Here is a 25,499-nt window from a genome sequence, read left to right on the forward strand (position 1 = left end):
TACCGTGGAAAACGCAATCAAGCATACGCAGAACACAGCCCTCAAGGGGCGCCGCTTCGACTCCATCGAATCCCAGAACGAATTCCTGATGCACTGGGAGGAGAACTGGGCCGCAAAACGCATCCATGGCAGTGCGCGGCGGCAGGTCGAGGCGATGTTCCAGGAGGAGAAGCCGCATCTGCAGGCGCTGCCGCTCACCGGGTTCCGGTACTTCAAGGAGGTCGTGCGTACCGTCAACGACGACACCACCGTCAGCATTGACCGCAGCCACTACGCCGCCCGTCCCGCACCCATCGGCTCTCTCGTGTGCGTGCGCGTCTATGACACTACCGTGGAGATCCGCGACCGCCGCACCCAGGAACTGCTTCGCACGCATCCCCGCCACACCGAGCCCGGCTCGCTCGAGCTTCCCGAGAGCGAGCGTCCGTTCAACCCGTCGCGCCAGACAAGCCTGGCGCTGGCTGGCGCCGGCGACATCGGACCGAGGGCGAAGGCACTGTGCCAGCACCTGTTCGACGCCGAAGGTCGCGTCGGCCATCGCGGCATGTGGGGCATCGTCGCGCTGGCGAAGAAGTACCCCGCCTGGCTCGTCGAACAGGCCTGCGACCACGCCCTGCGTCATCACCTCTATCGCTACCGGCAGGTGCGCGCCGTCGTCGAGCGGCTGTTCGAGCAGGCGCTCGAGCGCCTGGATCGTGCGCCACAACTCGCCTTGCCACTCACCCAGGAACACGCCCTGATCCGGCCCGCCGCCGAATACGGCGCGCTCTTCAACGCCGGCGCACAGCACAGTGCCGGCACCCAACCCTCCACAACGGGAGAAATTGAATGACTACCACGCTACCCGACATCGAACGCGCACTCAGGCTACTACGCCTGTCGGGCGTACGCGACACGCTCGAGACACGGGTGCTGCAGGCACAGGGCAGCCAGCAGCCGTTTCTCGAGACCTTCGCGCTGATTCTGCAGGACGAACTCGACCGGCGCCAGTCACGGCTCATCGAGCGACGCTACCAGCAATCCGGACTCGAGGAGAAGCTCACGCTTGCCGAAATCGACTGGTCCTTCAACCCGAAGCTGCCGCGGCAAGCCTGTTTCCAGCTGCATACCCTGAAGTTCATGGCCTGCGGCGAGAACGCGCTGATCATCGGCAAAACCGGCACCGGTAAGAGCCACGTTGCGAAGGCCGTGGCATACCAGGCTGTCCTGCACGGCCACAAGGTGCAATACATCGAAACGGACGACTTCTTTAACCGATATGTGCTGAGCCCACCGGCCCAGCGCGAGGCTAGGCTACGGGCCATCCTCGAGTGCGATCTGCTCGTGCTCGACGATTTGTTCCTCTCGCGCACGATCCCCGACGAGGCGGGGGCGTTGCTGCAAACGCTCATCCATCAACGCTACAAACTGCACCGCAGCGTGGTCGTCACGTCAAACCGGATCGTCCAGGACTGGGGCGCCTATCTCGGCGACAACACAATGAGCACCACAATCCTCGACCGGCTCATGCACCACTGCCACCTGCTCGAATTCGACGGGCGCAGCTATCGCCTCAAGGAGGCCGCCGAAACCCTTGCGAGAAAAACGAAAGAGAGCTAAAACCGATCTCGTCCTGCTTCACGGGGTGGGGGAATTTACGCGCCCATAAGTGGAGGAATTTGAACTGCCCGCCGGGGCGCATAGAGATCCCACACCGCAGGCGCGACCCGCAGCTGCGTCGCCACGATACCGAGAATCGGCGCATGGGGTTTCTCGCCCGGCCCCAGCACGCGTCCTGGATAGCGCAGGTAGATCATGAGCACCGCGACGCCGAGGCGGTTGTGATTGCCGCGGTGCTGACGCACGAACGCGAAGTCTTCCTTCGACAGGGTGGCGAGACGGATCAGTTCGCTTTCGTCATCGGGAAACGCGAACAGCTGGAAGCGCTGTGCGGGCGTAAGCAGTTCGCGGCGGGGCACGCTTCACCTCTCCGCGCGAAGGTACTGGTACAGCGTTTCCCGGCTGATCCCGTAATCGCGTGCGATCTGCGCCTTGCGTTCACCGGCTTCGACCCGACGCCGTAGATCGGCGATCTGCGCATCGGACAACGCGGGCTTGCGCCCGCGATACACTCCGCGCTGGCGCGCGAGCGCAATACCCTCGCGTTGGCGCTCGCGAAGCAGCGCGCGCTCGAATTCCGCGAACGCACCCATCACCGACAGCATCAGGTTGGCCATCGGCGAATCCTCGCCTGTGAAGGTCAGGCACTCCTTCGCGAATTCGATCCGCACGCCGCGCTGTGTCAGCGACTGAACGATATGGCGCAGGTCGTCCAGGTTCCGCGCCAGGCGGTCCATGCTGTGTACGACCACCGTGTCGCCACCGCGCACGAAGGTGAGCAGCGCGTCGAGTTGCGGGCGCTTCGTGTCTTTGCCCGACGCCTTGTCGATGAAGGTGCGGTCCAGCGTCACACCGTCGAGCTGGCGCTCGACATTCTGCTCGAACGTACTGACCCGAACGTAGCCCACGCGTTGCCCGTTCATGACCACCTTCTGGTGAATGTGTCAGGCTGAAATCTATGACGCGGAAACGGAAGCGTCAATAAAGCGCGAGTCGGACCCTAACCTGACGATGCTGACAGGCTTTACCTGACGTCAGGATAGGGTAAACCTCTGGCTGACAGGTATCTGGCCAATCGTCTCGGTGACGACCTTATGGCTATCGAAAGGCCGGGATCGGGTCACTGTCGGCCGTTCGGTCGGGTCCTCGGGCGGAGATCCGAGGGGCGGCACCAAGACTCGAAACAGTCGCTGGGAGGCTGCTCTGTCCCGTCTCTGAGTCACGCGGACTTTGCCGGTCCCTCTAACGGAATTTTTATGCCCGTGGGACATATTTGGCGCTACCAAGAACAATTAGGACTTCATGAACCGGTCGCGCATCACTTCAAGAAACGCGGCCGCCGGCCGCGGCAACTGCGTGGTCTGCGGCGCGGCGACGACAACCCGTTGCGCAGGAATCGTGGAGTCCAAAGGCCGGCAAACGATGGGCCGGCCGTCGTAGCTCATATCACCGACAGGGCGAGTCACGAGAATCGAAATTCCATGCCCGTTCGCGACCAGCGATCGGATCATCTCGACAGAACGCAGTTCCAGCGCGACAGATGGCGATACGCCAGCCAACCGGAACAGGGAAAGAAAATAGTCACGACTGTGCGGCATGTCCAGCAGGAAGAACGGCTCAACTGTCAGCTCCCTGATTGAAACAGCAGTCTGCTTGGCCAGCCGATGCCCCTCCGGGAGCAGGGCATAGGGTGATTGCTCCCCAACAGCGTGAAGCGTCACCTGACGCGCGAGATCCATATCGTAGATCAGCGCCAGATCGAGCGTGCCTCGCTCCACCTCTTCGACAAGTTCCTCCGTATCGCCTTCCTGGATCGTCAATCGGACGTCGGGATAGTGATTCTGAAAATGCCGGATGATCGGCGGAAGATGGCGCGCGCCGAGCGTCGCGAAACAGCCCACCGACAGGTCGCCCACGACGCTGCCGGTGTCCCGTGCGCCGAGTTGCGCCGCGCGTTGCATCAGTTCACGTGCTTCCTTGTAGCGGCGTTTGCCTGCGGCAGTCAATTCCAGGCCCCGGCTCGGGACACGCGTGAAAAGCCGCTCACACCACAACGCCTCCAGTTCGCCAATCGCGTGTGAGATCGAAGGCTGCGAGACGTTCATCGCCTTCGCGGCCGCCAAAGCGCCGCGATGTTCCACCGCCGCCATGAAATATTCGATCTGCCGCAACGTGAAGTGTATCAAGATCTTTGATATACAGAATTAAAAACCAACATTTTTTATTATACGGCGCTTTTCCTACTATCTGTGCATGGTCGCGCCGTTTCGGGATCGTCGATCCGAATACTGCGTACGTTCCGTTCCATATCGCCGGGTTGCTTCCGGCATCCATCACCACTTCAAGGTTCATGCCATGGCCACCTCGAAAGAAGTTGGCGCTTCCGCGTCAGTGATAGAGAAGCGTTCGCTTGACTACATTCCTGAAAACGAGCGCCACGGCACGGCGTTCGGCCAGTTCACGCTGTGGCTCGGCGTCAATCTGAATATCACTGCAATCGTCACGGGGGCGCTTGCCGTCGTGTTAGGCGGCGATGTCTTCTGGTCATTGATCGGCCTTTTCATCGGCCAGGTGCTGGGCAGTATGGTGATGGCTCTGCAGGCATCGTTCGGTCCAAAGATCGGTCTGCCGCAGATGATCCGCAGCCGCGTGCAGTTTGGCGTGTTCGGCGCGGTCATTCCGCTCCTGCTCGTGAGCTTCCTTTACGTAGGATTTTCGGCAGGCGGGACCTTGCTCGCCGGACAGGCTGTCGCCCGGATCCTGAGCATTAGTGACTGGCTGGGCATCGTCGTGTTCGGCATCGTAACGCTGCTTCTCGCGACGCTCGGGTACCGCACGATCCACTCGATCGCCAGGGTGGCCAGTGTGGTGGGTGTCTGTGCGTTCGTCTATATGTTTGCCGCTCTACTGGCACATCACGACATTAGCGGCCTGCTTGCGCAGCGGGACTTCGTCGCGAGCCATTTCGTGTTTGCCGTCTCGCTGGCGGCCGCCTGGCAGATTTCGTACGGGCCGTATGTAGCCGACTACGCTCGTTATCTTCCCGCCAGCACGTCGCGCCTCAGGATTTTTCTGGCCGCATCGCTCGGCACGGTAATTGGCTCGCAGGCATCCATGACCTTCGGCGTCTTCGCGGCGGCGCTCGCCGGTGCCGCCTTCTCGGGACGCGAGGTGCAGTTCGTGGTCGGGCTCGGCGCGACAGGCCCCATGGCGATGGTGCTGTACTTCATTGTCGGCTTCGGAAAGATAACGATGATGACGCTCAATGCCTATAGCAGCTACATGTCGACTGCGACCATCATCGGAGCGTTTCGCCACCGCGATGCCGTGTCGGTCCGTCACAGGTTCTTCTACGTGCTCGGCATGGTATCGCTCGCGGTGTTGATTGCCATAACGGGTTCGCATTCGTTTATCAAGTCGTTCTCGTCATTTCTGATCTTTCTCCTCGCGTTCATCACGCCATGGAGCGCTATCAGCATCGTCGATTATTTCTTCGTCAACGGGTCGAACTATGACCTGCACGCGCTCTCCGATCCCAGCGGCCGCTACGGAAGCTGGAATCTGTCGACGATCGCTGTCTATGTCTGCGGCGTTCTACTCGAACTGCCTTTCATATCGAGCGGCTTTTATACCGGCCCCATCGCGCGCGCACTCGCGGACTCCGATATTTCCTGGGTGATCGGGCTAGCCGCGACGGGATTGCTGTATGGCCTCGTCGCCAGAAAGCGCCGCCGTGCGCAGTCCGAACATCTGACCATCCCTACCGAACTGAGCCGCTGACGTGCTCGACATGCCCGGAGAAATTCGACGATATGCAAATACACGATCCCTACCAGGCCCTGCTTCAGTGCTTCGCCCGCTTTCCCGACCACGAGGGCCTTGTGTTTCCCGAGACAGGCCGACGTCTCACCTTCGCGCAATGGCTGCATGATGTGCGCGCGCTTGCGTCCGCGCTGCGACATGCCGGCGTCCGTCCGGGCGAGAGGGTTGCAATCTGGGCGGAGAATCGCATCGAGTGGCCCGTTGCGCAGGTTGCGATCGCAGCGATCGGTGCCGTGATGGTCCCGGTCAACACGCATTTCCGCGCGGAAGACGTGCGGCATGTGCTGACGCATGCCGGTGTCGCTGCCATCCTGTTGTCGGAGCGTTTTCGCGCCAATGAATATCTGTCGATCATCGAGTCTCTTCGACCGCAACTGAAACATCTGCGCGTCGTAGTGAATTTCGACGGCTTTGCGGTCCGGTCGCCGGGTACGCTGTCGTATCGGACGCTTCTTGACGAGCATAGCGGGAAGGCGGTGGAAGCATGGCAGTGGAACGTGCGCGACTGCGCGAGCATTCAGTACACGTCTGGCACGACCGGCAGGCCGAAGGGAGCGGAATTGTGTTTCGACGGCATGCTGCGCAACGCTCAGGGGACGATCGAGCGTCTGGGGGTCATTCCCGGCGATCGCTGGACTTCGATCATCCCGCTTTTTCATTGCGCGGGTTGCATCATGAACTCGCTCGCAGCGCTGCTCGCCGGGGCGACATACGTAGGTATCAGTGCATTCGACGCAGAACGCATGTTGCAGCTGATCGAGGACGAGCGGTGCACCGTGCTGACTGGCGTGCCGACCTCCTATCTTGCGATGCTGAACCATCCCCGGCGCGCGGAATGCGACCTGGGTTCACTGAGAACCGGCACTTGCGGCGGCGCCGATTGCGATCCGGCGCTGCTCGAGCGGTGCGCACGCGAATTCCCCATGCATGGGCTGGTTCAGGTATATGGCCAGACCGAAGCGAGCACGCTGATTTCTCTCGACGACGCTGCGAGTCCCCAGCGCATGCGCACGGCCGGACTGCCGCTGAACGGCATGGAAGTGCGTGTCACCGATGTCCACACCCGCGTGCCGCTCGGCAATGGTGAAGTGGGACAGCTCGAAGTGCGTGGCCCGATGGTTATGCTCGGCTATCACGATGACCCTGTCGAGACGGATCGAACCATCGACAGCGATGGCTGGATGCAGACAGGCGATCTCGGCTGCCTGCGCCATGACGGACGGGTCGAGCTGGTGGGAGGGCGGCTGCGCGACGTGATCATCCGGGGCGGCGAGAATGTTTACCCGGTCGAGGTCGAAAACCTGCTGAGAGAGCATCCGGACATCCGGGAGATTGCAGTTTTCGCTGTGCCCGATCATTACTACGGTGAGATCGTCGCAGCAGCGATCGAGTCAGACGCGTTGCTGACACCGGCCGATCTCAGGCAATTCTGTCGCGGCAGGATCGCGGGGTTCAAACATCCGGCCAGAGTGTTTTCGGTTTCCGAATGGCCGATGACGTCTAGCGGGAAAATCATCAAACGTCAGCTCCAGGTGGCGGCGAAAGAGGGCCGGCTGAAGGAGCTCACATGAGCAGGGTCGAGGCAGGCCGGCATTTCGCCGGCGAGTACCTCCCGACGGATGCGGATACCGCTGCCGCAATAGGGAACACGGGCGTGGCGGCAGTCTCAACGCCGGCAACGATCGCGTTTGTCGAACAGACCTGCCATCTGAACATCAGGAGCGCTTATGAAGTAGGATGGGGTTCGGTCGGCACGTCGGTGGAAGTGAAACACGTTGCGCCGGCGTGGCCGGGAATCGCCATGGTCTGCGAATCGACCGTCGAATCCGTGGCAGGCCGCGTCATTCGTTTCGACGTGCGTGTCGAACAGCGCGAACGCGTGATCATGTCTGGCTGGCATGAGCGGACGCTCGTCGATCTCGCGCGATTTTCCGCGCCGATAGCGCCTTCGGCCGATCGGGCACCGGTCGAATTTTTCTTCGACTTTCACAGCCCTTGGTGCTATCTCGCAATCGACCGCCTCGTGCAGATCGCGGCGAAGCACGGTCGTCAGATTGTCTGGAAGCCGATGCATCTTGCGAACCTGATCGATCGCATCGACGGACGGCGCCCGCTGGAGGCGTCCGGCGCGTTCGTCCACTGGTTCATGCAAGACATGCAGGACTGGGCGAGGCAGCGGAACCTCGTGATCCGGTATCACCCTGATTTTCCGCTGCGCCCGTCCCGCGCGCTTAGATGTAGTGTTTACGCAACCGAACAAGGCAAGGCGCATGAGTTTGTGAGAGCGACCATGCGCGCGTACTGGTCGGAAAGCCGTGACATCAGCGATCTGTCGACGCTCGAGAGAATTGGCGAATCTGTCGGCCTGAATGCGCACGAACTTGGGGCTGCCGCGACTTCTTCGCGATACAAGGAATTGATCGACAAGAACACCGACGATGCGATCGCGCGAGGCGTATTCGGCGCGCCCTCGTTCCTGGCTGATGATCGACTATTCTGGGGCAATGATCGACTTGAGATGTTGGACAATTTCCTCGGTAATTCGACGACGGGAAGCTGATATGACTTATGGGTCGTTCAGCGACATTCGGAACAGCCGCCAAAACGCTTAGCGTACGAAAAAGTCCGAATCTTGAGCGCACCCCGACTATCACGAGCAGCCCGTCATCAGTGCGCTCGAAGACCTTGTCGAGAACGGCCATATTGAACTGATCGTGCCGCAGCAGGTGCTGGACGAATTCGATCGGAACAAGGCCCGCATCGTCGGCGAAGCGCGACGCGGCCTGCAGTCGCATTTCCGGCTGGTCAGGCAGGTCGTGAATCAGTTTGGAGACGACGGCCGCAAAGCTGACCTGCTTGCAGGACTGAACGAGGTTGACCACCGGATCGGCGTTGACGGCGACGCGGTTGGCGGTTCGATCGAACGTATCGACAGGCTTCTACGCCGCGCTCCCGCGCTCGCGACCAGCGACGCGGTCAAGCAGCGCGTCACCGAGCGCGCGCTCGCGAAGCAGGCTCCTTATCACCGCGCGAAGAACAGCGTGGGAGACGCGATCCTCGTCGAGATGTACGTCGATGTGGTTTCGGACGCGACCGAGGACGCGCCATGCGTGTTCATCACTCACAACACGAAAGACTTCAGCGATGCAAACGGCGACTTTCGGAAGGCGCACGCCGACCTCGTGCACCTGTTCGATGCGCCGAAGTCATCCTACTGGATATCGATGGTTGAATTCCTGAAGGACTACTGCCCCGATCTGCTTGGCGAACACGACTTCGAGTTCAGCTACTCGCAGGAAGCGCGGCGGCTACCGGAGATCCTCGAAGCTGAACACCTGTTGTTCCGGCAGGTTTGGTACAACCGCCACTGGAACCTTCGCCATGAGATTGAGACTGGCAAACATCATGTCGTCGCGGAGAAGGACTACAGCCGGAACCCGTATCGGGCGGACCAGATGCTCGATACCGTATGGGAGGGCGCACTAGCTGCCGCGAAGAGGACCGAAGACGAGGTCGGCATCGAGAACCTCGGCCCGTGGGACGACTTCGAGTGGGGAATGATCAACGGCAAGCTCTCGGCGTTGAGATGGATTCTCGGGGATGAATGGGACATGCTGGACACGTAGGTGTCTCAATCAAGCGTTGAAGAAGCGCATCAGCTTCGCGCGTTCGAGTTCGTCGTTCGTGAAGGTCGTGCGTAGCGATCGTGTCGACCCACCAACGTAGCGGACGTCCTCGATCGCTCGACGCGGTTGCGGGATCTGGCCGGTGTCATTGTGTGGTCGGAGTGCCTTGCGTCCGCTCGGATTGACCACGAACATGCCGAAGGTCTCGTCGGCCTCAGCAGCGTCGACGATCGCCTGATTGACGTGCTCGTCGCCAAAGCCGTAGCCGATGGTCATTAAACGCGAGCCGCGTTCGCGCAGGCGCGCGCGGAACTCCGCGTCGTATCGCGTGAGAAGCGCCGAGCCTGCAATCGCCTCGACCTTGCGTGTACCCATCACGAGCAGTTCGTTCCCGTCCTCGCTGCGCCAGTTGACCGAGCCATGCAGCTTGAAGACCGGCTGGCCTTGATGTTCCACACGGTACTCGGCGTCCGGTCGCGGCCGCCAGTCCGCCGCGAGCTTTTCCTCCGGGCGAAGATTCCAGAAGTTCGGCGGAAGCGCCATGCCGGGGTATTGCACGCTTATGCGTGGATCGTGGGGCACATAAAACAACTCAAGGAGCAGATCTTGGTTGAGCGTGAAGATAGCGTCGAAGCGGGCCAGAAAGCTGGTGATGCTGCGCTGGACGAAGTTCGGACCGTTGCCCTGAAACTCCAGCCCGGGTCGATCCGCGAGCATCGCGTTCATGTCGTCGAAAGATGCCCTGACTGCGTGCTCCATCAGGTTTAGCCGCTCGCGGTGCGCGGGTTGCTGGTGATGATGCCACTCGCGTTGCAGGTCACCAAGTACCTCTTCGAAGTTTGGATTGTCGGTGAGTCGTTTGCAGAGATCCCGGTTGTCCGCAAGGCGGCTAATCAGGTCGTCGGCTAGTTCGCCGGCGAGCCAGCCATCCCAATTGCGGGTGAATCCCGCCCCGAGCAAAAGTAGATGTGCCACCCGCTTTCCCCTCACGATTCAGATCACTCATTCTACCCATGCGGCTGGACGCAGTTCTAACGTGAACGCAATTGCCGATGAAGGGCGGACGAAAGAAAAACTGGCTCGTCGCAGATTTGCGTGGCGGGCGTTTTCGGCTGCCTTCGGCCACGAGTCGCCGGTCGAGGTCGCCATCAAATTTGAATAACCGAGGTCTCGTCCGTGCTCACTCAAAGGCCGGTCTCCGGCGAGCGAATTACCGGCGGTACTGCCTCAACCCGGCCATGTGCAGTCGTTGGTTTCCACGGCATCAAAGGACAGTCGAACGGCGGCTTTGCAAACGTATAGCTGTCCGTCACCCAGCAATTGTGATCAAGACATCTCCGTGCGCCGACTATATCTCCCAATAATTTGGCCGCTGTCCTAGCTGATGCGGATCGTGCGAAAGCGAGACGTGACGTTAATGAGCTGCTTCAGCGATTTCACACTGCCTTATAACGCGATCGGACAAGCAGTCAAATCAACGCTACATACGGCGGCCGCAAATCAAAGCAGTTGTGAGCCCAGTTCAACCGGAAAAACCCTGTTCATCGCAATTGAAGTCGTACCGTGTTGGCGGCTTTGTAAATCCGACACTAAACGGCGGCGCAAGGTCGAGTAAATCGCTCAACAATGGAACGGCAGCCGACGCCGGCCGCCGGTACGAGTCGATTCAGATCGGTTCCGAGAGATCGTTGATGTCGCCGAGGTTCGGTGCAGGCCATCGCTGCCGGCGGATCAACTCGATCACGTCTTCGCCGTAACGTAGCCAGATGCGCGTGCGCAGATCGTTGAGCAACTCGTACACGGCGAGTGCCTGCTCCGGAGACCAGTTCGTGTCGATCAGGAAGTCCAGCCCGCAGGACAGCCCAGAGGGTAACGGGGTGCGCCTGCTCATGGCTTTTTCTCCGGGCGTGAAGCGCTACGTTTGCGGGCGCGTTGCTCGGCGCGCTCCTTTGCCTCCTTGACGCGATACGACTCTCCCTCGATGGCGATGACCTCAGCACGATGCACGAGGCGATCGACCAGGGAGACCACGCATGCAGCATTGGGGAACACCTCTGACCAGTCAGAGAATGCTTTGTTGGTTGTGACCACCGTACTTGCGCCACCATATCTGCGGCTCACCAGCTCGAACAGCAGGTCAGCGTAACGGTTCGAGTAGGCCAGGTATCCGACCTCGTCAATGACGAGCAGCGCAGGTGATGCGTAGTATCCGAGGCGCCGGCGCAGCGCTGCATCGCTGTCGGCGGCGGCCAGATCGCCCAGCATCTTGCCAGCCGTCGTAAAGAGCGCCGTGTAGCCATGGATGAGCGCCTGGTACGCCACGTTCAGTGCGAGTGTCGATTTGCCCACGCCGTTCGGGCCGATGAACACGGCGTTGGACTTCTCCTTCACGAACTCCAGCGCCATCAGTTCCTCGACGGCAGCGCGGTCGCAACGCGTGGGCCAGTTCCACTCGAAGTCGGCCAGCGGCTTGAAGCTGCCAAGGCGCGCGGCACGGATGCGCCGCTCCAGCGAGCGGCGCGTGCGCTCCTCCTCTTCCCACTGCAGCAGCGGTCCGAGCCACGGTTCGCCCAGTACCTCGGACCAGTGAGCAAGCAACCCGTGCAACCTTAACTCGCTGGCGCGTTCGCGCAGGATGTCAGTCATGCTTGTCGTCATCGTGTCCTCCGGTAAGCTGATCGTAGATTTCCAGGCGGTGCGGCGTGACCACTGCGTCCTTGCTGCGGATGTGCTCGGGCAGGTTCAGCGAGACCGGTGGTGGCGCCTGGCGCGCAATCCGTCGGCGCTCGAGTGCTTCGCGCACCGGGTTCGGATGGGGAGCCGCGTCGCTGGCGAGTGTCTCCTCGATGGCGGCCTGCAGCTCGAGCGCGCCGTAGCAGTCGAGCAGTCGCAGCAACTGCGTGGTGATATTGCCGATGTTGCCGCCCACCTCGGCTGCGCGCAGCATCAGCGCACGCGAGGCCGGCGCAGCATGGGCCAGGTGGTCAAGGCCGCGATGCTGGCGTGCGGCGCGCTTGCGCTGGACCAGTTCATCGATATGGGCAGGGTTCTCGACCTGCTGGCCGCGATCGTAGCTGCGCACATGCTCGGCCACAACGTCGGCGCCGTCGAGTATGCGCACCCGGTGTGGATCGGCGCGCACGGTGAGCGTGCGTCGTACATACGCCGATGGCGTTGAGTAGTCGTTGAGGTCGAAGCGCACGTAGGGCGTCTTGCCGACGCTCGCGGGCTCCTGCAGGTCGCATTCGTAGGGGTTGTCGGGCAGTGCAAGCAGACTGCCTTTTTCCCGCTCGAAGGCTTCACGTACGGTAATATCAGGCTCATCGGGGCACGGACGATCAGCGGCCACCGTGGCGCACCACTGCGCGGCCTGCGCGTTCAGGTCATCAATGTCGGTGAACTTGCGGGCTGCAAAGAATGAGGATCGTACGAAACGTATTGCGCGTTCCACCCGGCCTTTTTCGTTGCCGCGGCGAACGGCAACGGGTCTTGGCTCGAAGCGGTAATGACTGGCAAACTCGAGCAGTTGAGGGTTAAAGCGGATCGCATCACCCTGGCGTTCGAGCACGGCACTTTTAAGGTTATCGTAGAGGAGGACGCGGGCCGTCCCGCCCCAGGCCTCGAACGCGCCTACGTGGCCGAGCAGGAAGCTGTCCATGCGCGCATCAAGGAAGAACTTCAGCCAGATCTGCCTGGACCATGACAGCACCATCACGAAGGCCATCAGGGGTCGACTCGCACGACCAATCTGTAGGTGTCCGAAGTGAGCCCAGTCGACTTGACTTTGCTCCCCGGGCAAGGTGCGCAGACGCAGATAGGCCTCCGCTGGAGGGCGTGGCCGGTGCAGGGATATCAGATGTCTGAAGTGGTCCGGCGCCCCCTTGTAGCCACGCTCGCGTACCATCGCGTACAGCCGGCTTGCCGTGAGCGAGGGGAACTTCTTTAGCGTGTCGTGGATGAACGGCAGGAACGGTTCAATCTGCGAAGGCCGCTGAACCCCTCCCACCCTTGGCAGGCCCGCCTGGGCGAGCACCCGCTGCACGGTGCCCCGATGCACATGCAGCTGACGGGCGATGGTGCCGCATCGCCACTTTTCCACGTGATAGAAGCGCAATATCTTCGCCTCCAGTTCCGTGCTGATTGTCATGGATCAAATCCCCTTGTTCCAGTAGTAGTCCGAAGCGGACGGATGACCCGGTGTCGTAACGGCCCGTGACGTACAAATTCGCACGTGCGACGGCAGAAGTGGCATTGTCCGGACGCGCGCGAGGCACCCGCGATGGTGCCGGCCGGGTTGGCCGCCGTCGCCGAAGTCGGGCCTAGTAGAGCATCAGCGGCGGGCGGGGAACAGGGGTGATGCGTCACTTTCTTCTGGCAGTGACGACAGCGGTGTCGCCTGGCGGCGCGCTGTAACGGGAGAGCCCCCGCGCGTGCAACCCTGCCCGCGTGCCCGCAGCAGTCGCATTGCTCACACGGGTGCGCACCGGCGCTCGGGATGGGCGGCGCACTGGCCGATGTTGTCGAAACCGAAGCCGCCAGTGGCGTATCAGCGGCGTCGGCAGCATAGCGCCGATGCGCTTTTTCCTTCTGGCGCTGGCGATAGCGGCGTTGCCTGGCGGCGTGCCTCATGCGCCCGCGCATGCTGCGCTGGTAGCGCACGGCGGCCGTGCGCAGGCTCGCCCGACGCGCGTCATCGGCGCACTCCGGGCTGCAGTAAGTCCGGGCGCTATCGCATCTTCTGCACACGATCACCTGTGCCCGGCACCGCGCGCATAGAAACAAACGGCCTGAGTCCGCCATCGGCGCCCCCGTAAGCGCCGAATGCACACACTATCGACCGTGGCGGCAGGCCGTGCCATACTGGCGCGGCACCGTCCCCGGACAGTGTGGCGTGGAGGCCCGGCACCGGTCGAACCTGGCAGTTTGCGGTGTCGGGCCTGTTTTTCGGCGCTGAATTTTCAACGCCGCTCTTTCTACCTCATCCCGGGTTGGCCTTCACGCAAGTTGTGCGTGTATGCGCTCGCCCTACGGGCTCCCGCATACACGCACGACACCGATCGCCTGCTTGCATCGCCCCGATCCCCCGCTTTAAACGAGAGTCATTCCTTTCTCTAAAAATGCGACGCCGCCATTTTTTGTCGGTTTTCCACCGCCACTGACAGTACCGCTTGCCTTACTCGACCTTCGCTTTGCCCGGTGCGTGCGCGGCTATTTCGCACGCGAGTTGAACAAAAGAGCCTAGCGCAGCGGGCGGGTTGGGTTCCTTCCACACGAGGTAGAGTTCGCTTTGCGCGTGCTGTTCGCGCAGCGGACGATAAACGACGTTGTCCATGTGCGTTCGCTGAACCGACGCAGGTACGAGCGTCACACCAAACCCGGCGCTTACGAGGCCAAGGGACGCGTAGATCTGTCCCATTTCGAAGCTCGTGGAAGGAGAGAAGCCGGCCAGTGCGCACAACTGGTTGATGGTGGCGTGATAGTCCGGCGCGACATCTTTCCGGTAATTGATGACGCGAAGGTGCATACAGTCCTTGATGGAAATCTGCCGTTTCGCTGCGAGAGGGTTGTCCTTCGCGATGGCAACGTAAAACGGCTCCTGAAGCAACAAGACGCTGTGTAGTTGGGTATCCGGCGGCAAAGAGCGAACGAAGGCCAGATCGACGTCCCCTCGATCCAGCGCATTGATCTGTTCCGCAGAGGAAAACCATCGAAGTTCGACTGTCACCGCGGGGTAACGCTGCTGGAATTCACGCAAGATCGGCGGCAGCAGCGTGTACGCGATGTGCTCAAAGAACCCGACCGCCACCCGGCCGATTTCTCCTCTTGCTGCACGTTGTGAATCCACGATCGCGGAGTTCGTGTCCGCCAGAATTCGCCTGGCCCGTTCTTCGAAAACCTGGCCCGCCGATGAAAGAAAGACACGTTTGCCTTGGCGCTCGAAAAGCGCCACGCCGAGTTCCTCTTCCAGTTCCCGTATCTGCCGGCTCAACGGCGGCTGGGCCATGTGCAGTTCCTCCGCCGCCTTCGTGAAGTTGAGTGTGCGTGCCACTACCAGAAAGTAGCGAAGATGACGTAGCTCCATTTGGAACCTTTTAGGTATCAATACGCAACTTATTATATCTTTTACATTGGACTCGTGGGGTCTTAGGATCATGACAGCACACCAACAAGTCAGGAGATCCCCTCATGAAACTTACCGCGTCACAGTTGGAAGCGTACGAGCGCGATGGATTCGTTGTTCTGCCGGAGCTTTTCTCGGAAGAAGAAGTCGAGCATATGAAGAGCGAGTTGCGCCGGATCCAGAAGATCGACACCGACCATCTCGTCCGTGAAAAAACGGGCGGCATCGCGAAGACGATCTACAAAGTTCACGAAACAGAAAGTCCGACGGCATCGGCGGTCTTTCACTCGGCAGTGCGCTCCCCCAGATTGCTCCAGCCGGCCCAACAACTGATCGGCGATCCCGAACTCTACGTCTATCACACGAAGTGCAATCTGAAGACGGCTATCGACGGCTCCGTCTGGCAATGGCATCAGGACTTCGGCACCTGGCATATCGACGGCGTGAAAGAACCGCAGATGACAACCGCGTTGGTCATGCTCGACGAGCCGACCGAAATGGGCGGATGTCTCTACTTCATCCCGGGAAGCCACAAGCTTGGTTCACTCGATCCGACGTTCGATGAGGCAACCGGTTACCGCTTCTACGTTGTACCCAAGCCGACGATGCTCGATATTTTGTCCAGTCATCCCAAGGCCGTGCCTATCATGGGCCGCCCGGGAACAGTCGTGTTCTTCGACGCCAACATCGTGCATTCCTCGGGTCACAACCTCTCCGGTGACGATCGATGGCAGGCCTATGTCGTCTACAACCAGGTGAAGAACAAGCCTGAACAGGTCGAGCAGCCGCGACCGGATTATGTGCGTTCGACTAATTTCGTTCCTCTCGAGGTTGGCTCAGACGAGATTCTCGACAGAGTTCAGATCGGCTGAACTTGCGCGCGCGCCGCTCGCCGGGACGCATGTACCTGGCGAGCAGCGGCAAGTCACATCAACAGGGTAAGCCTTATCTCCTGAATGTCGGGCAGCCGACGCGTGACCTCGCGTCTTCTCTCCGAATGCGGCCATCACGACAACGCGTCGGGCCTGTTGCTCTGATGGACGCAAGTGAAGCGATACGTACGCAGAGTGCCGCGCAAGGACGCATGAAAGGTAAGCGACATGAAGGTCATAAAGATAAAACTGGAAGAAGCACGAGACACTACTTCCGAAGCAGCGTTTCTCGATGCTTTGCGGGTTGCGGGACTGGAGGGCGAGATCGACGTCAGCCATGCGACGCGCACGGTACTCGCAACGGACAATTCGATCTATCAGCGCAGACCCACGGCTGCGATTTTCCCTCGCAACGCCGCTGACGTTGAGCGCATCGCGCGGCTGCTCGCCGAGGAGCGATTTCGAAGCGTCGTGGTATCGCCCCGAGGCGGTGGCACCGGCACCAACGGCCAGTCCTTGACCGACGGTATCGTCGTCGACCTGTCCCGTCACATGAACCGCATCATTGAAATCGATCCAATTAAACGCACGGCGAGGGTTGAGGCAGGCGTCGTCAAGGATCAATTGAATGCGGCTCTCAAACCGCACGGATTATTCTTTGCTCCGGAACTGTCCACGTCGAATCGCGCCACAATTGGTGGAATGATCAGCACGGACGCCAGCGGACAAGGCAGCTGCACCTATGGAAAAACGCGCGACCACGTCATCGCTCTGAAAAGCGTGTTGCTTGGAGGCGTTCCGCTCGTCTCCGAGCCGGTCGACGATGCAGCACTGGAACAGCTTTGCGCACGGACGGATATTGTCGGACGGGCCTACAGAACTGCCCGCGAGATTTCCGACAACCAGGCTGAACTCATACGAGACACTTTCCCGCCGCTTAATCGCTGCCTGACGGGCTACGATCTCGCGCATCTTCGCGAACGGGACGGAAGGCTGAACCTGAATAGCCTGATTTGCGGCGCGGAGGGTACGCTCGGCTTCGTTGTAGAGGCGACATTGAACGTGTTGCCGATACCGCTTCATTCGGCGCTGGTGAACGTCCAGTATGAAGGATTCATGGATGCGCTGAGGGATGCGCGCGCTCTGATGGAACATCGACCGCTGTCTATCGAGACGGTGGACTCCACGGTACTCGCGCTAGCCCGCGATGACGTTGTCTGGACTTCCATATCCGAGTTCTTCCCGGACTATAACGACAAGCGAAGCGCTCAAGGTATCAACCTCGTTGAATTTAGCGCCGATGATCTCGGTCAGCTCCAAAGCCTTGTCGCTGAATTTGTCGAGCACATCAGGACGGACCAGAGCGTTCGGCGTCTCGGCCACACGATCGCCTGGGGACATGTGGCGGTCAACCGTGTTTATGCAATGCGAAAGCGCGCAGTCGGCCTTCTTGGCAACGTACGCGGTAGCAGGCGGCCACAGCCGTTTGTCGAGGACACGGCTGTCCCTCCGGAGCAGCTTGCGGAGTACATCGCAGAGTTTCGTGCGTTGCTCGATTCCCATGCTTTGAAGTACGGGATGTTCGGCCATGTCGACGCTGGCGTGCTGCACGTGCGTCCTGCGCTCGATCTGAGAGACCCCGATGATGTTGCCTTGATCAGGCCCATCTCGGATGCCGTGTCCGCGCTCACCATGAAGTACGGCGGACTTCTTTGGGGCGAGCACGGGAAGGGTGTGCGCTCGGAGTATGCACCGGCCTTCTTTGGGCGCCTTTACCCCTCCTTGCAGCGAATCAAGGCAGCGTTTGACACGTTTAACCAGCTCAATCCGGGAAAGATCGCCGTACCTGAAGGCGTCGATAGCACGCTTCTCAAGATCGATGCCATCACCTTATCAGGTGAGCTAAATCGTGAGATCAGCGACGCCGTATGGGAAGCGAATAGTGACGCAGTTCAATGTAATGGAAATGGCGCTTGCTTCAATTTCGATCCGGACGATTCGATGTGTCCGTCATGGAAAGCGACACGTCAACGCATTCATTCGCCGAAAGGCCGTGCGTCGTTGATGCGTGAGTGGTTACGTCTGCAGGTAGCGGCAGGTACCGACGTGATCGCACGACCGCGTGCGATGCGCTTACCCGTACGTTTCTTGAATTCGCTGCGTCGCGGTCGAAACAAAGAAGATTTTTCGCACGAGGTGTATGAGGCGATGAGCGGCTGCCTCGCCTGCAAATCTTGCGTCGCCCAGTGTCCTGTCAAGGTGAACGTCCCGGAGTTCCGATCGCGATTCCTGGAGCATTACCACACGCGATATCTTCGCCCGGCTCGCGACTACATGATTGCTTCTCTCGAATACACTATCCCACGGCTAGTCTCCATGCCCGGTGGGCGACAGTTTTACAACGGCGTTGTGGAAAGCCGGTTCGCGCGACTATTGCTCAAGCACGTTGTTGGAGTGGTCGACACACCGAGTATCGCCCAGAGCGAAGTCAGGAAAGCGATCCGGTGCGCTATTGCGACGCCTGAGCTTCTGATGCGCATGGACGCAAGCGAACGCGAGCGTTGCGTGGTCATTGTTCGCGACACTTTCACGCGTTTCTTTGGTGGAGACGTCGAAACTGCTTTTGTCGAACTCGCGGAATCTTTGGGATTTCGCGTCCTTTTTGCACCCTTTCATCCAAATGGTAAGCCGCTTCACGTTCTGGGCTTTCTGACACGATTTGCGCGAGCCGCACGTAAGAACGCCCAGACGCTGCTCGATATTGCTAATACGGGCGTCACGTTGGTTGGAGTCGACCCGGCCATGACGCTGACGTATCGCCAGGAATATTCCAAGGTACTCGGGAGCGAAAACGTCCCGAATGTGTTGCTGCCACAAGAGTGGCTCGCGGCTGCGATCACTTCGTCACACACGCCTATCGAGAGACGCAAGTCGTTCAAGTTACTAGCTCATTGCACGGAGAAGACGAATGCCGCGCAAGCTACGGCGCTTTGGAAAGCGGTCTTTGCCGCGGCAGGTCTGGACTTGGCGATGCCCACGACGGGGTGTTGCGGTATGTCCGGCACTTACGGTCATGAAGCGAGGAACCTGGCTACATCGACCGACATTTTCGCGCTGTCGTGGGCGTACCAGATTCCTGAGTCTGCTTACCCAACCATCGACGAAGAAGGCCCAGAGGTCCTGGCGACAGGCTATTCCTGTCGCTGTCAGGTCAAGCGGCTGCGAGGCAAGACGCTTCGTCACCCCGTGCAGGTGCTCGCGGATATCTACCGCCGATAGTCGTTAGCAACTCGGACGTCGCGCTGTTCAATACGTAAACTGAGACTTACTTTCCGAGAATATAAGGAGACGGAATGATCGAGAAGTCCAAGAAATTAAAGCGCATACAGGTAGCATCAATAGCGCTTCTGACCCTGGCCGGGATTGTCAACTATCTCGATCGGAGCACGTTGTCTATCGCGAACCATTCCGTCAGCAGTGAACTAGGGTTGTCGGCATCTCAGATGGGAATATTGCTTTCTGCCTTTTCGTTTGCTTACGCCTTTGCGCAGCTGCCGGTCGGAGTGCTTCTCGACAAATTTGGTTCGCGAGTGATGCTCGGACTTGGAATGTTCGTCTGGTCCGCCGCTCAGCTTAGCGGAGGGCTCATAACAAGCCTTCATCAGTTCATCATCGCGCGTATCGCGCTCGGAGTGGGTGAATCGCCAAACTTTCCGGCTGGCGCAAAAGTAGTGAGCGAGTGGTTTGGAATTCGTGAGCGGGGTCGACCGACGGGCATCTTCATTACTTCCTCGACGATTGGGCCGGCTCTCGCGCCCCCGATTTTGACTGTGATGATGCTGTCGTTCGGTTGGCGGCAAATGTTCATGATCATGGGTGGCTTCGGAATTGCGGTGTCGATCGGCTGGTACTTGATCTATCGTGACCGGAAAAGCGTAAAGCTCTCGGATGGAGAAACTGCCTATCTGAACGAAGGTGCGAGCGATGCTAAGATCGAGCGCAAGATGACCATGTCGGAATGGCGCAATCTGTTTCTGATGCGTACCACCTGGGGCATGATTCTCGGCAATGCGGGCATCATCTATATGCTGTGGCTCTATCTGACGTGGCTGCCTGCGTATCTCGAGCGCGAGCGTCATTTGTCGCTCGCCAGCACCGGATGGTTGGTGTCGATCCCCTATCTTTTCGGCACGATTGGCATGCTATCGAGCGGCTTCGTCGCTGATGCGTTGCAGGCCCGCGGTGTCGCGCCGGTTCGCAGTCGAAAATGGCCTATCTGTGTTGGTCTGATCGGCGGGGCTGTATTCACGGTTCCCGCCGCGTTCACCCCGAATCTGACACTTGCGATCTTCTATCTCAGCGTAGCGATGTTCTTTGTCCAGATGGCATGTGGGGCGAGTTGGGCGCTCGTGTCTGTGGCTGCGCCCCGGCACATGGCGGCATCCCTTGCGAGTATTCAGAACTTCGGCGGTTATTTCGGCGGCTCGTTCGCGCCTTTCGTCACCGGTGTTGTCGTCGATCGGACGCATTCATTTGTCGACGCATTCCTTATTAGTGCCGGAATCGCGCTTCTGGCTGCGCTCGTCTATGCATTTGTGGTGGGAAAGCGCGTCGATGAGCCGAAGGTCGTCGTGTCGACACCGCCGCTCGCGACGTGAGGTTTTCGCAGGGCGGTATAACCGTTCATAAGATCTCCAATACACGGCAAGACTCCTTTTTTTTGGCGAAGTTAAATGAATCAGTATAGAAACCTGATCAACGGTGAGTGGGTTGCCGGCGATCACTGGCGACCCAATGTGAGTCCTTCAGATAGCAACGATGTAATCGGTGAGTACGCCGACGCCGATGCGCTGCAGACTGAGATCGCAGCCGCTGCGGCACGTGAGGCCTTTCGCTCATGGTCAAAGAGTGGTCCACAGGAACGTTTTGAATTGCTAGACCAGACGGCCTCGATCATCCTGTCTCGGAAGGCGGAGCTGGCGAGACTGCTATCGCGAGAAGAGGGCAAAACGCTTTCGGAGGCCGCCGCCGAAGTGCAGCGAGCGGGGCAAATCTTCAAGTTCTTCGCCGGAGAAGCGTTGCGAATCAATGGCGAACTACTTCCATCGATTAGATCAGGTCTGACGGTCGAGGTCTCCCGGGAACCGATAGGCGTGGTTGGTCTCATCACACCGTGGAACTTCCCGATCGCAATACCGGCTTGGAAGATCGCACCGGCTCTTGCGTACGGGAATTGTGTCGTGATCAAGCCAGCAGAACTGGTGCCGGGATGTGCGTGGGAACTCGTGAAAATCCTGTCTGACGCCGGGGCGCCGCCTGGCGTCGTCAATCTGCTGATGGGACCCGGTGCGGCCGTGGGTGAAGCGCTCGTGCGGTCTGCCAACGTCGATGCAATCAGCTTCACGGGCTCGGCGATGACGGGTCAGAATGTCGCCGAAAAATGCGTGTCGAGCGGAAAAAAGGTCCAGCTAGAAATGGGGGGAAAGAATCCGATGGTCGTGCTCGACGACGCCGATATGGACGTTGCGGTCGATGCCTGCATCAACGGGTCTTTCTATTCGACTGGACAGCGTTGCACTGCATCAAGTCGTCTAATCGTCGGTCGCGGCATTCATGACTCGTTCGTCGAAGCAATGCATGCACGCATGAGAGTGCTGAAGGTAGGCAACCCGCTGGATTCGCAGACGCAAATAGGGCCGGTCGTCGATGCGAGGCAGCTTGCGCAGGACGAACGGTATATTCGACTCGCACGGCGTGAAGGCGGAAGCGTGTTCGGCGGTGCTCGTGTAGATGCCGACACGGAAGGATTTTTTCTCGCGCCTGCATTGGTGACCGGTACGCACCCATCCATGACCATCAATCAGGAAGAGGTGTTCGGCCCGGTTGCGTCGGTCATTCAGGTCAATGATTATGACGAGGCGCTTGCCGTAGCCAACGATACGCGCTTTGGATTGTCCGCAGGAATTTGCACGACGTCGCTCAAGTACGCAAGCCATTTCAAGCGAAACGTCGAGGCCGGCATGGTGATGATCAACACGCCGACGGCCGGGGTCGACTACCATGTGCCGTTCGGCGGCCGCAAAAAGTCTAGCTACGGAGCGAGAGAACAGGGCAGTTATGCGCAAGAGTTCTTCACGACGGTGAAGACCGCTTACATCTCGGCGGGTGTCGTGTGACCTAGCTTCCCTCGCCCCATTGTTCGATTTGCACTAGTTAGTGCGAACAGCCGAGGCTCCTCAAAGTTGAGACGTTCAGATTATTGGCGAGTATTGCGGTGTCGAAAATGAACAGCCTCAGTCTGCCGCAGCACTTGGAAGCTGGTTCAACAGTCGGAGCGACGTGACCAGTCTTTCGACGCCCGGATCTGATCGTGTCCATCGATCCGCCAAACAGTTTGACCGTAGTGACCCAAGAAGTGACGGCGAAGACAGCGGCTGTTGAACGGCAGATTCGGGTCGGGTTGATGCGTTCGCAGTTGACCGGGCTCGGCCATCTGCAGTCGTTCGTGTGGACACCAAGGAGGACGTTCAGGCGTCGCTTCGATACCGACGTCGGACTTTCGGCAGGTGTTGTGTCATCGCCACTTTGATCACCCTCTCTGGGGAGTAGTCCGTTAGCGAAGGCCTGTACCAAGGATGAGCTTTCAAACCCGGGCGCGAAGCGGATCAGGCGTAAGCGCCTCACGGCGGCCACTCTCGACGTTACGCGCGTGAATAAGGCATGATCGTGATGGAGGCAAGTTGATAGATCGGACAGTATCCAGCTGTCAGGTGAATGCCCGTGCGCTACTTGCCGGGCAGTCTGTCTGCCACGTTCCAAGGTAGCAATTCGTCGATGCGGTTGACCTTGTGATCAGCGATGTGGCTCAGGACATATTCCAGATAGGCGTGCGGATTGATGTCATTGATCTTGCAGCTCCCGATCAGGCCGTACATCGCTGCGGCCCGTTCTCCGCCACTGTCGGAGCCAGCAAAGAGGAAATTCTTCCTCCCCAGACTGACACAACGCAAGGCGTTTTCGGCCAGCGCGTTGCTGATTTCGATGCGACCATCTTCGCAGTACAGAACAAGCGCATTCCATTGATTGAGCGAGTAGCGGATCGCTTTGGCCGACTCGGACTTTGTCGACAGGGTTGCGATCTTCTGCATCATCCACGCGTTAATGGCTGCAAGCACTGGCAGGCTCTTCTGCTGTCTTATCCGCAGCCGTTCGTCCGGCGGTGCGCCACGGATTTGAGCCTCTACGTCATAGAGTTCGCCGATCAGTTCGAGCACATACTGCGTCGCCTCGGTCGGTGTACGGACGTGAACATCGTATATGTACCGTCTCGCGTGATCCCAGCATGCGGCCTCACGGATCCTGCCGCCCTCATACAGCTCGTTAAATCCATCGTAGGCGTCGGCCTGCAGGATACCCTCGAATCCGGCGAGATGGGTCTGCGGATGAATGCCTTTGCGGTCAGGCGAGTAGGCGAACCAGACTGCGGCGGGATCCCTCGATCCCGAACGGCGATCATCGCGAACATAGACCCAGAGGCGTCCCGTGCGCGTCTTCCTGTTACCCGGAGCAAGCACCGGGATCGGCGTGTCATCCGCGTGCAGCTTGAAGGTCGCCATCACATAGCGACGTACCGCGTCGGTCAGGGGGCGCAGAAGCTCCTCGCACTGACCGACCCAGCGACCCATGCTGGCACGATCAAGCGTGACGCCATCACGCGCGGCAATCTCCGATTGGCGGTACAGCGGTTGATGATCCGCAAACTTCGAGACGAGGATGTCAGCCAGCAGGCTCGGATGGGCGATGCTGCGCTCGATTGGCAGACCCGGCATCGGCGGCTGGGAGAAGTGATGGCAGCTGGGGCAGACTGTCTTGCGCCGGATCGTGCGAATCACCTTGAACGCGGCAGCGACACGGGCGAGTTGCTCGGATATGTCCTCGCCCAGTGCTTGCATGGCGTTGCCGCACTTCGGGCAGCTTGAAGCGGGTTCAAGCACATGTTCCTCACGATGCAGGTGCGGCGGCAAAGCCTCCTTCGACGATGTTGCACCGGCCGTCGCGCTCGTCCCCGACGCGCGGACACGCCGAACGTCGGCAACGCCACGCCCTCCGGTCAGATCCTCCAGCCCGGTCTCAAGCCGTTCGATCTGCCGCTCCAGTTGCTCGGACTTGCGGCCAAACTGCATCCGTTTCAGCTTGTCGATCTGGGCCTTGAGCTGTTCGATCTCGATATCACGCTCGGCAAGCTGGGCACGGGCCTCGATCAGCAAGGCCTTGAGAGCATCGACGTCATCTGGAAGCTGGGCATCCTCGGTCATGCGCGGAGTTTACGCGCGCCCCAATGCGTTTACAACACCGATAGCACCGCCGTTCGACGGGGCTGTCGCCAATCGATGCCTTCGAGCAACATCGACAGCTGTGCGTGGGTCAAATGGATCTTGCCGCCGTCAGCCTGCGGCCAGATAAAACGCCCTCGTTCGAGCCGCTTCGCGAGGAGCCAAAGTCCGTCCTCTGTGGCCCACAAAATCTTTATCAGGTCACCGCGTCGCCCGCGAAAAATGAAGACGTTGCCGCCCAGCGGATTCTCCTCGAGCGCCGTGTGCACCTTTGCCGCCAGCCCCTGGAATCCTGCCCGCATGTCGGTGACACCTGCGGCGATCCAGATGCGCGTGCCTGCCGGCAGGCCGATCATCGTGATAGCTCCCGGATCAGCAGTCGCAGCATATCCGGTGACACGTTACCGCATACTCTCAAGCGTGCCCGTTCGAATTCGATCTCGCAGAGAGCCTCCGGCGACGGCGCCGTATCGATCGTCATCGGCGGCGTATGCTCTGCCGTCTGAGCGTCGATATGCACCGGCAGCAGCGACGGCACCTTGGGCTCCGGCCTCGGCGCCGCGCCCTCCGGCAGTGTTGGCAAACCGTATTCGCCTGCCAGATAAAGCCGCCGCCATTTGAACAACAGGTTTGCATTGATATCGTTGCTGCGCGCGATCAACGCCACCGATGCGCCCGGCTCAAGCGATTGTTCGACCAGTTGCCGCTTGAACTCGGTCGGAAAGTTCGGCCGCTTATACGCGCCGTTCGTGGCGCACTCGTCCCATGTCTTGTCCACTTTGGTGCCCACCATAATTTGGTGCACACCAAACTACCCAAAACCTCAATCGTCGCGCAACAGCGGCCCCCGTGAGTCGCTTACGATCAGGCCGTCGCGCAAGCCCTTCGGACACTTGATGCTCCATACCCCGGGCGGCGCGATCTCCGCTGCGACGTCACCGACGGCGATCACTTTCGTGGCACTTTGTCGGGCGCCGCCATAACGATTTGCCAAATCACCCATTGCAGCTTGCCAATCCGACGAGCCTACGCAAAGTCGCTGGGATCATTCTTGTGCCGTGCCGACCCTGGTTGTCGTGTTCACGGTTAAGGCGAGCGCGTGAGCCACTGAGTAAGCAGACAAGCC

The 25,499-nt window shown here is 59.9% G+C and carries 22 protein-coding genes and 2 pseudogenes; 12 read left to right on the top strand and 12 right to left on the bottom strand.

Features of this window, described 5'->3' with window-relative positions; all coding sequences use genetic code 11:
- Positions 1–878, top strand: a pseudogene (locus tag BO1_RS60405) (Mu transposase domain-containing protein); the annotation flags it as partial.
- The gene (istB, locus tag BO1_RS34435; protein ID WP_028221454.1) at positions 829–1,599 is read left to right on the top strand and encodes an IS21-like element helper ATPase IstB; all 771 of its coding nucleotides are present in this window, start codon (positions 829–831) and stop codon (positions 1,597–1,599) included. The pseudogene BO1_RS60405 and the gene istB (BO1_RS34435), both read left to right, overlap by 50 nt.
- 35 nt (positions 1,600–1,634) lie before the next feature.
- Here istB (BO1_RS34435) and BO1_RS53930 read toward each other — a convergent pair whose 3' ends face one another.
- From BO1_RS53930 to BO1_RS34450, 3 genes are all read right to left on the bottom strand, one after another.
- Positions 1,635–1,958 carry a DUF4158 domain-containing protein gene (locus BO1_RS53930; protein ID WP_043287786.1) on the bottom strand — a complete coding sequence of 108 codons (324 nt, stop codon included), beginning with the start codon at positions 1,956–1,958 and terminating at the stop codon, positions 1,635–1,637.
- Positions 1,959–1,961: 3 nt separating this feature from the next.
- Positions 1,962–2,522: a recombinase family protein gene (locus BO1_RS34445; RefSeq protein WP_028221455.1), complete on the bottom strand. Its 561-nt coding sequence runs from the start codon at positions 2,520–2,522 to the stop codon at positions 1,962–1,964.
- Between the two features lie 369 nt (positions 2,523–2,891).
- Positions 2,892–3,770, bottom strand: coding sequence for a LysR family transcriptional regulator (locus tag BO1_RS34450; protein WP_218002842.1), 879 nt, complete (start codon positions 3,768–3,770; stop codon positions 2,892–2,894).
- A 184-nt stretch (positions 3,771–3,954) separates the two neighbouring features.
- Here BO1_RS34450 and BO1_RS34455 point away from each other — a divergent pair, with 184 nt between their 5' ends.
- From BO1_RS34455 to BO1_RS53940, 4 genes and pseudogenes are all read left to right on the top strand, one after another.
- Complete coding sequence (locus BO1_RS34455; protein WP_028221457.1) at positions 3,955–5,379, top strand: purine-cytosine permease family protein; 1,425 nt, start codon at positions 3,955–3,957, stop codon at positions 5,377–5,379.
- Positions 5,380–5,411: 32 nt separating this feature from the next.
- Entirely contained in the window at positions 5,412–6,992 is a 1,581-nt protein-coding gene (locus BO1_RS34460) for an AMP-binding protein (protein ID WP_028221458.1), read from the top strand.
- A complete protein-coding gene (locus tag BO1_RS53935) occupies positions 6,989–7,981 on the top strand; it encodes a thioesterase, FlK family (RefSeq protein WP_043287788.1) in 993 nt (330 codons plus the stop codon). The genes BO1_RS34460 and BO1_RS53935 overlap by 4 nt, the downstream gene beginning before the upstream one ends.
- Positions 7,982–8,084: 103 nt before the next feature.
- Positions 8,085–9,047 (top strand): annotated as a pseudogene (locus BO1_RS53940) (PIN domain-containing protein); the annotation flags it as partial.
- Between the two features lie 9 nt (positions 9,048–9,056).
- On the opposite strand, the gene BO1_RS53945 reads toward BO1_RS53940, so the two are convergent.
- Positions 9,057–10,022 carry an SIR2 family protein gene (locus BO1_RS53945; RefSeq protein WP_156992552.1) on the bottom strand — a complete coding sequence of 322 codons (966 nt, stop codon included), beginning with the start codon at positions 10,020–10,022 and terminating at the stop codon, positions 9,057–9,059.
- A gap of 61 nt (positions 10,023–10,083) precedes the next feature.
- Here BO1_RS53945 and BO1_RS61815 point away from each other — a divergent pair, with 61 nt between their 5' ends.
- The gene (locus tag BO1_RS61815; protein WP_281179224.1) at positions 10,084–10,209 is read left to right on the top strand and encodes a hypothetical protein; all 126 of its coding nucleotides are present in this window, start codon (positions 10,084–10,086) and stop codon (positions 10,207–10,209) included.
- A 504-nt stretch (positions 10,210–10,713) separates the two neighbouring features.
- On the opposite strand, the gene BO1_RS34480 is transcribed toward BO1_RS61815, so the two are convergent.
- The 4 genes from BO1_RS34480 to BO1_RS34495 form a co-directional block, all read right to left on the bottom strand.
- On the bottom strand, positions 10,714–10,938 hold the full coding sequence (locus BO1_RS34480) for a hypothetical protein (RefSeq protein WP_028221460.1): 225 nt from the start codon (positions 10,936–10,938) through the stop codon (positions 10,714–10,716).
- Positions 10,935–11,693, bottom strand: a complete 759-nt coding sequence (gene istB / locus BO1_RS34485) for an IS21-like element helper ATPase IstB (RefSeq protein ID WP_407670034.1) — start codon at positions 11,691–11,693, stop codon at positions 10,935–10,937. The genes BO1_RS34480 and istB (BO1_RS34485) overlap by 4 nt, the downstream gene beginning before the upstream one ends.
- Entirely contained in the window at positions 11,686–13,194 is a 1,509-nt protein-coding gene (istA, locus tag BO1_RS34490) for an IS21 family transposase (RefSeq protein ID WP_028221462.1), read from the bottom strand. Before istA ends, istB (BO1_RS34485) begins: the two co-directional genes overlap by 8 nt.
- Positions 13,195–14,220: 1,026 nt before the next feature.
- Complete coding sequence (locus BO1_RS34495) at positions 14,221–15,129, bottom strand: LysR family transcriptional regulator (protein ID WP_028221463.1); 909 nt, start codon at positions 15,127–15,129, stop codon at positions 14,221–14,223.
- A 104-nt stretch (positions 15,130–15,233) separates the two neighbouring features.
- Between BO1_RS34495 and BO1_RS34500 the strand changes: the two genes are divergently transcribed.
- From BO1_RS34500 to BO1_RS59680, 5 genes are all read left to right on the top strand, one after another.
- Complete coding sequence (locus tag BO1_RS34500) at positions 15,234–16,040, top strand: phytanoyl-CoA dioxygenase family protein (RefSeq protein ID WP_028221464.1); 807 nt, start codon at positions 15,234–15,236, stop codon at positions 16,038–16,040.
- 228 nt (positions 16,041–16,268) lie between these two features.
- Positions 16,269–19,319 (top strand): D-2-hydroxyglutarate dehydrogenase YdiJ, encoded by a 3,051-nt coding sequence (gene ydiJ / locus BO1_RS34505; protein ID WP_028221465.1) that lies wholly within the window; start codon positions 16,269–16,271, stop codon positions 19,317–19,319.
- A gap of 74 nt (positions 19,320–19,393) precedes the next feature.
- Complete coding sequence (locus BO1_RS34510; RefSeq protein ID WP_028221466.1) at positions 19,394–20,698, top strand: MFS transporter; 1,305 nt, start codon at positions 19,394–19,396, stop codon at positions 20,696–20,698.
- Between the two features lie 75 nt (positions 20,699–20,773).
- Positions 20,774–22,216: an aldehyde dehydrogenase family protein gene (locus BO1_RS34515; RefSeq protein ID WP_028221467.1), complete on the top strand. Its 1,443-nt coding sequence runs from the start codon at positions 20,774–20,776 to the stop codon at positions 22,214–22,216.
- Positions 22,217–22,410: 194 nt separating this feature from the next.
- On the top strand, positions 22,411–22,629 hold the full coding sequence (locus tag BO1_RS59680; protein WP_156992554.1) for a hypothetical protein: 219 nt from the start codon (positions 22,411–22,413) through the stop codon (positions 22,627–22,629).
- Positions 22,630–22,825: 196 nt separating this feature from the next.
- Here BO1_RS59680 and tnpC read toward each other — a convergent pair whose 3' ends face one another.
- The 4 genes from tnpC to BO1_RS59685 are packed head-to-tail and all read right to left on the bottom strand — an operon-like array spanning position 22,826 to position 25,376.
- On the bottom strand, positions 22,826–24,355 hold the full coding sequence (gene tnpC / locus BO1_RS34520) for an IS66 family transposase (protein ID WP_028221468.1): 1,530 nt from the start codon (positions 24,353–24,355) through the stop codon (positions 22,826–22,828).
- 29 nt (positions 24,356–24,384) lie between these two features.
- Positions 24,385–24,729, bottom strand: a complete 345-nt coding sequence (tnpB, locus tag BO1_RS34525; protein WP_028221469.1) for an IS66 family insertion sequence element accessory protein TnpB — start codon at positions 24,727–24,729, stop codon at positions 24,385–24,387.
- Positions 24,726–25,151: an IS66-like element accessory protein TnpA gene (tnpA, locus tag BO1_RS34530; RefSeq protein ID WP_245643978.1), complete on the bottom strand. Its 426-nt coding sequence runs from the start codon at positions 25,149–25,151 to the stop codon at positions 24,726–24,728. The genes tnpB and tnpA overlap by 4 nt, the downstream gene beginning before the upstream one ends.
- A 45-nt stretch (positions 25,152–25,196) precedes the next feature.
- Positions 25,197–25,376, bottom strand: a complete 180-nt coding sequence (locus BO1_RS59685) for a hypothetical protein (RefSeq protein WP_028221471.1) — start codon at positions 25,374–25,376, stop codon at positions 25,197–25,199.
- Between the last annotated feature and the right edge of the window lie 123 nt (positions 25,377–25,499).

Origin of the sequence: Paraburkholderia oxyphila NBRC 105797 (assembly GCF_000685075.1) — a bacterium.
Lineage (GTDB): Bacteria > Pseudomonadota > Gammaproteobacteria > Burkholderiales > Burkholderiaceae > Paraburkholderia > Paraburkholderia oxyphila.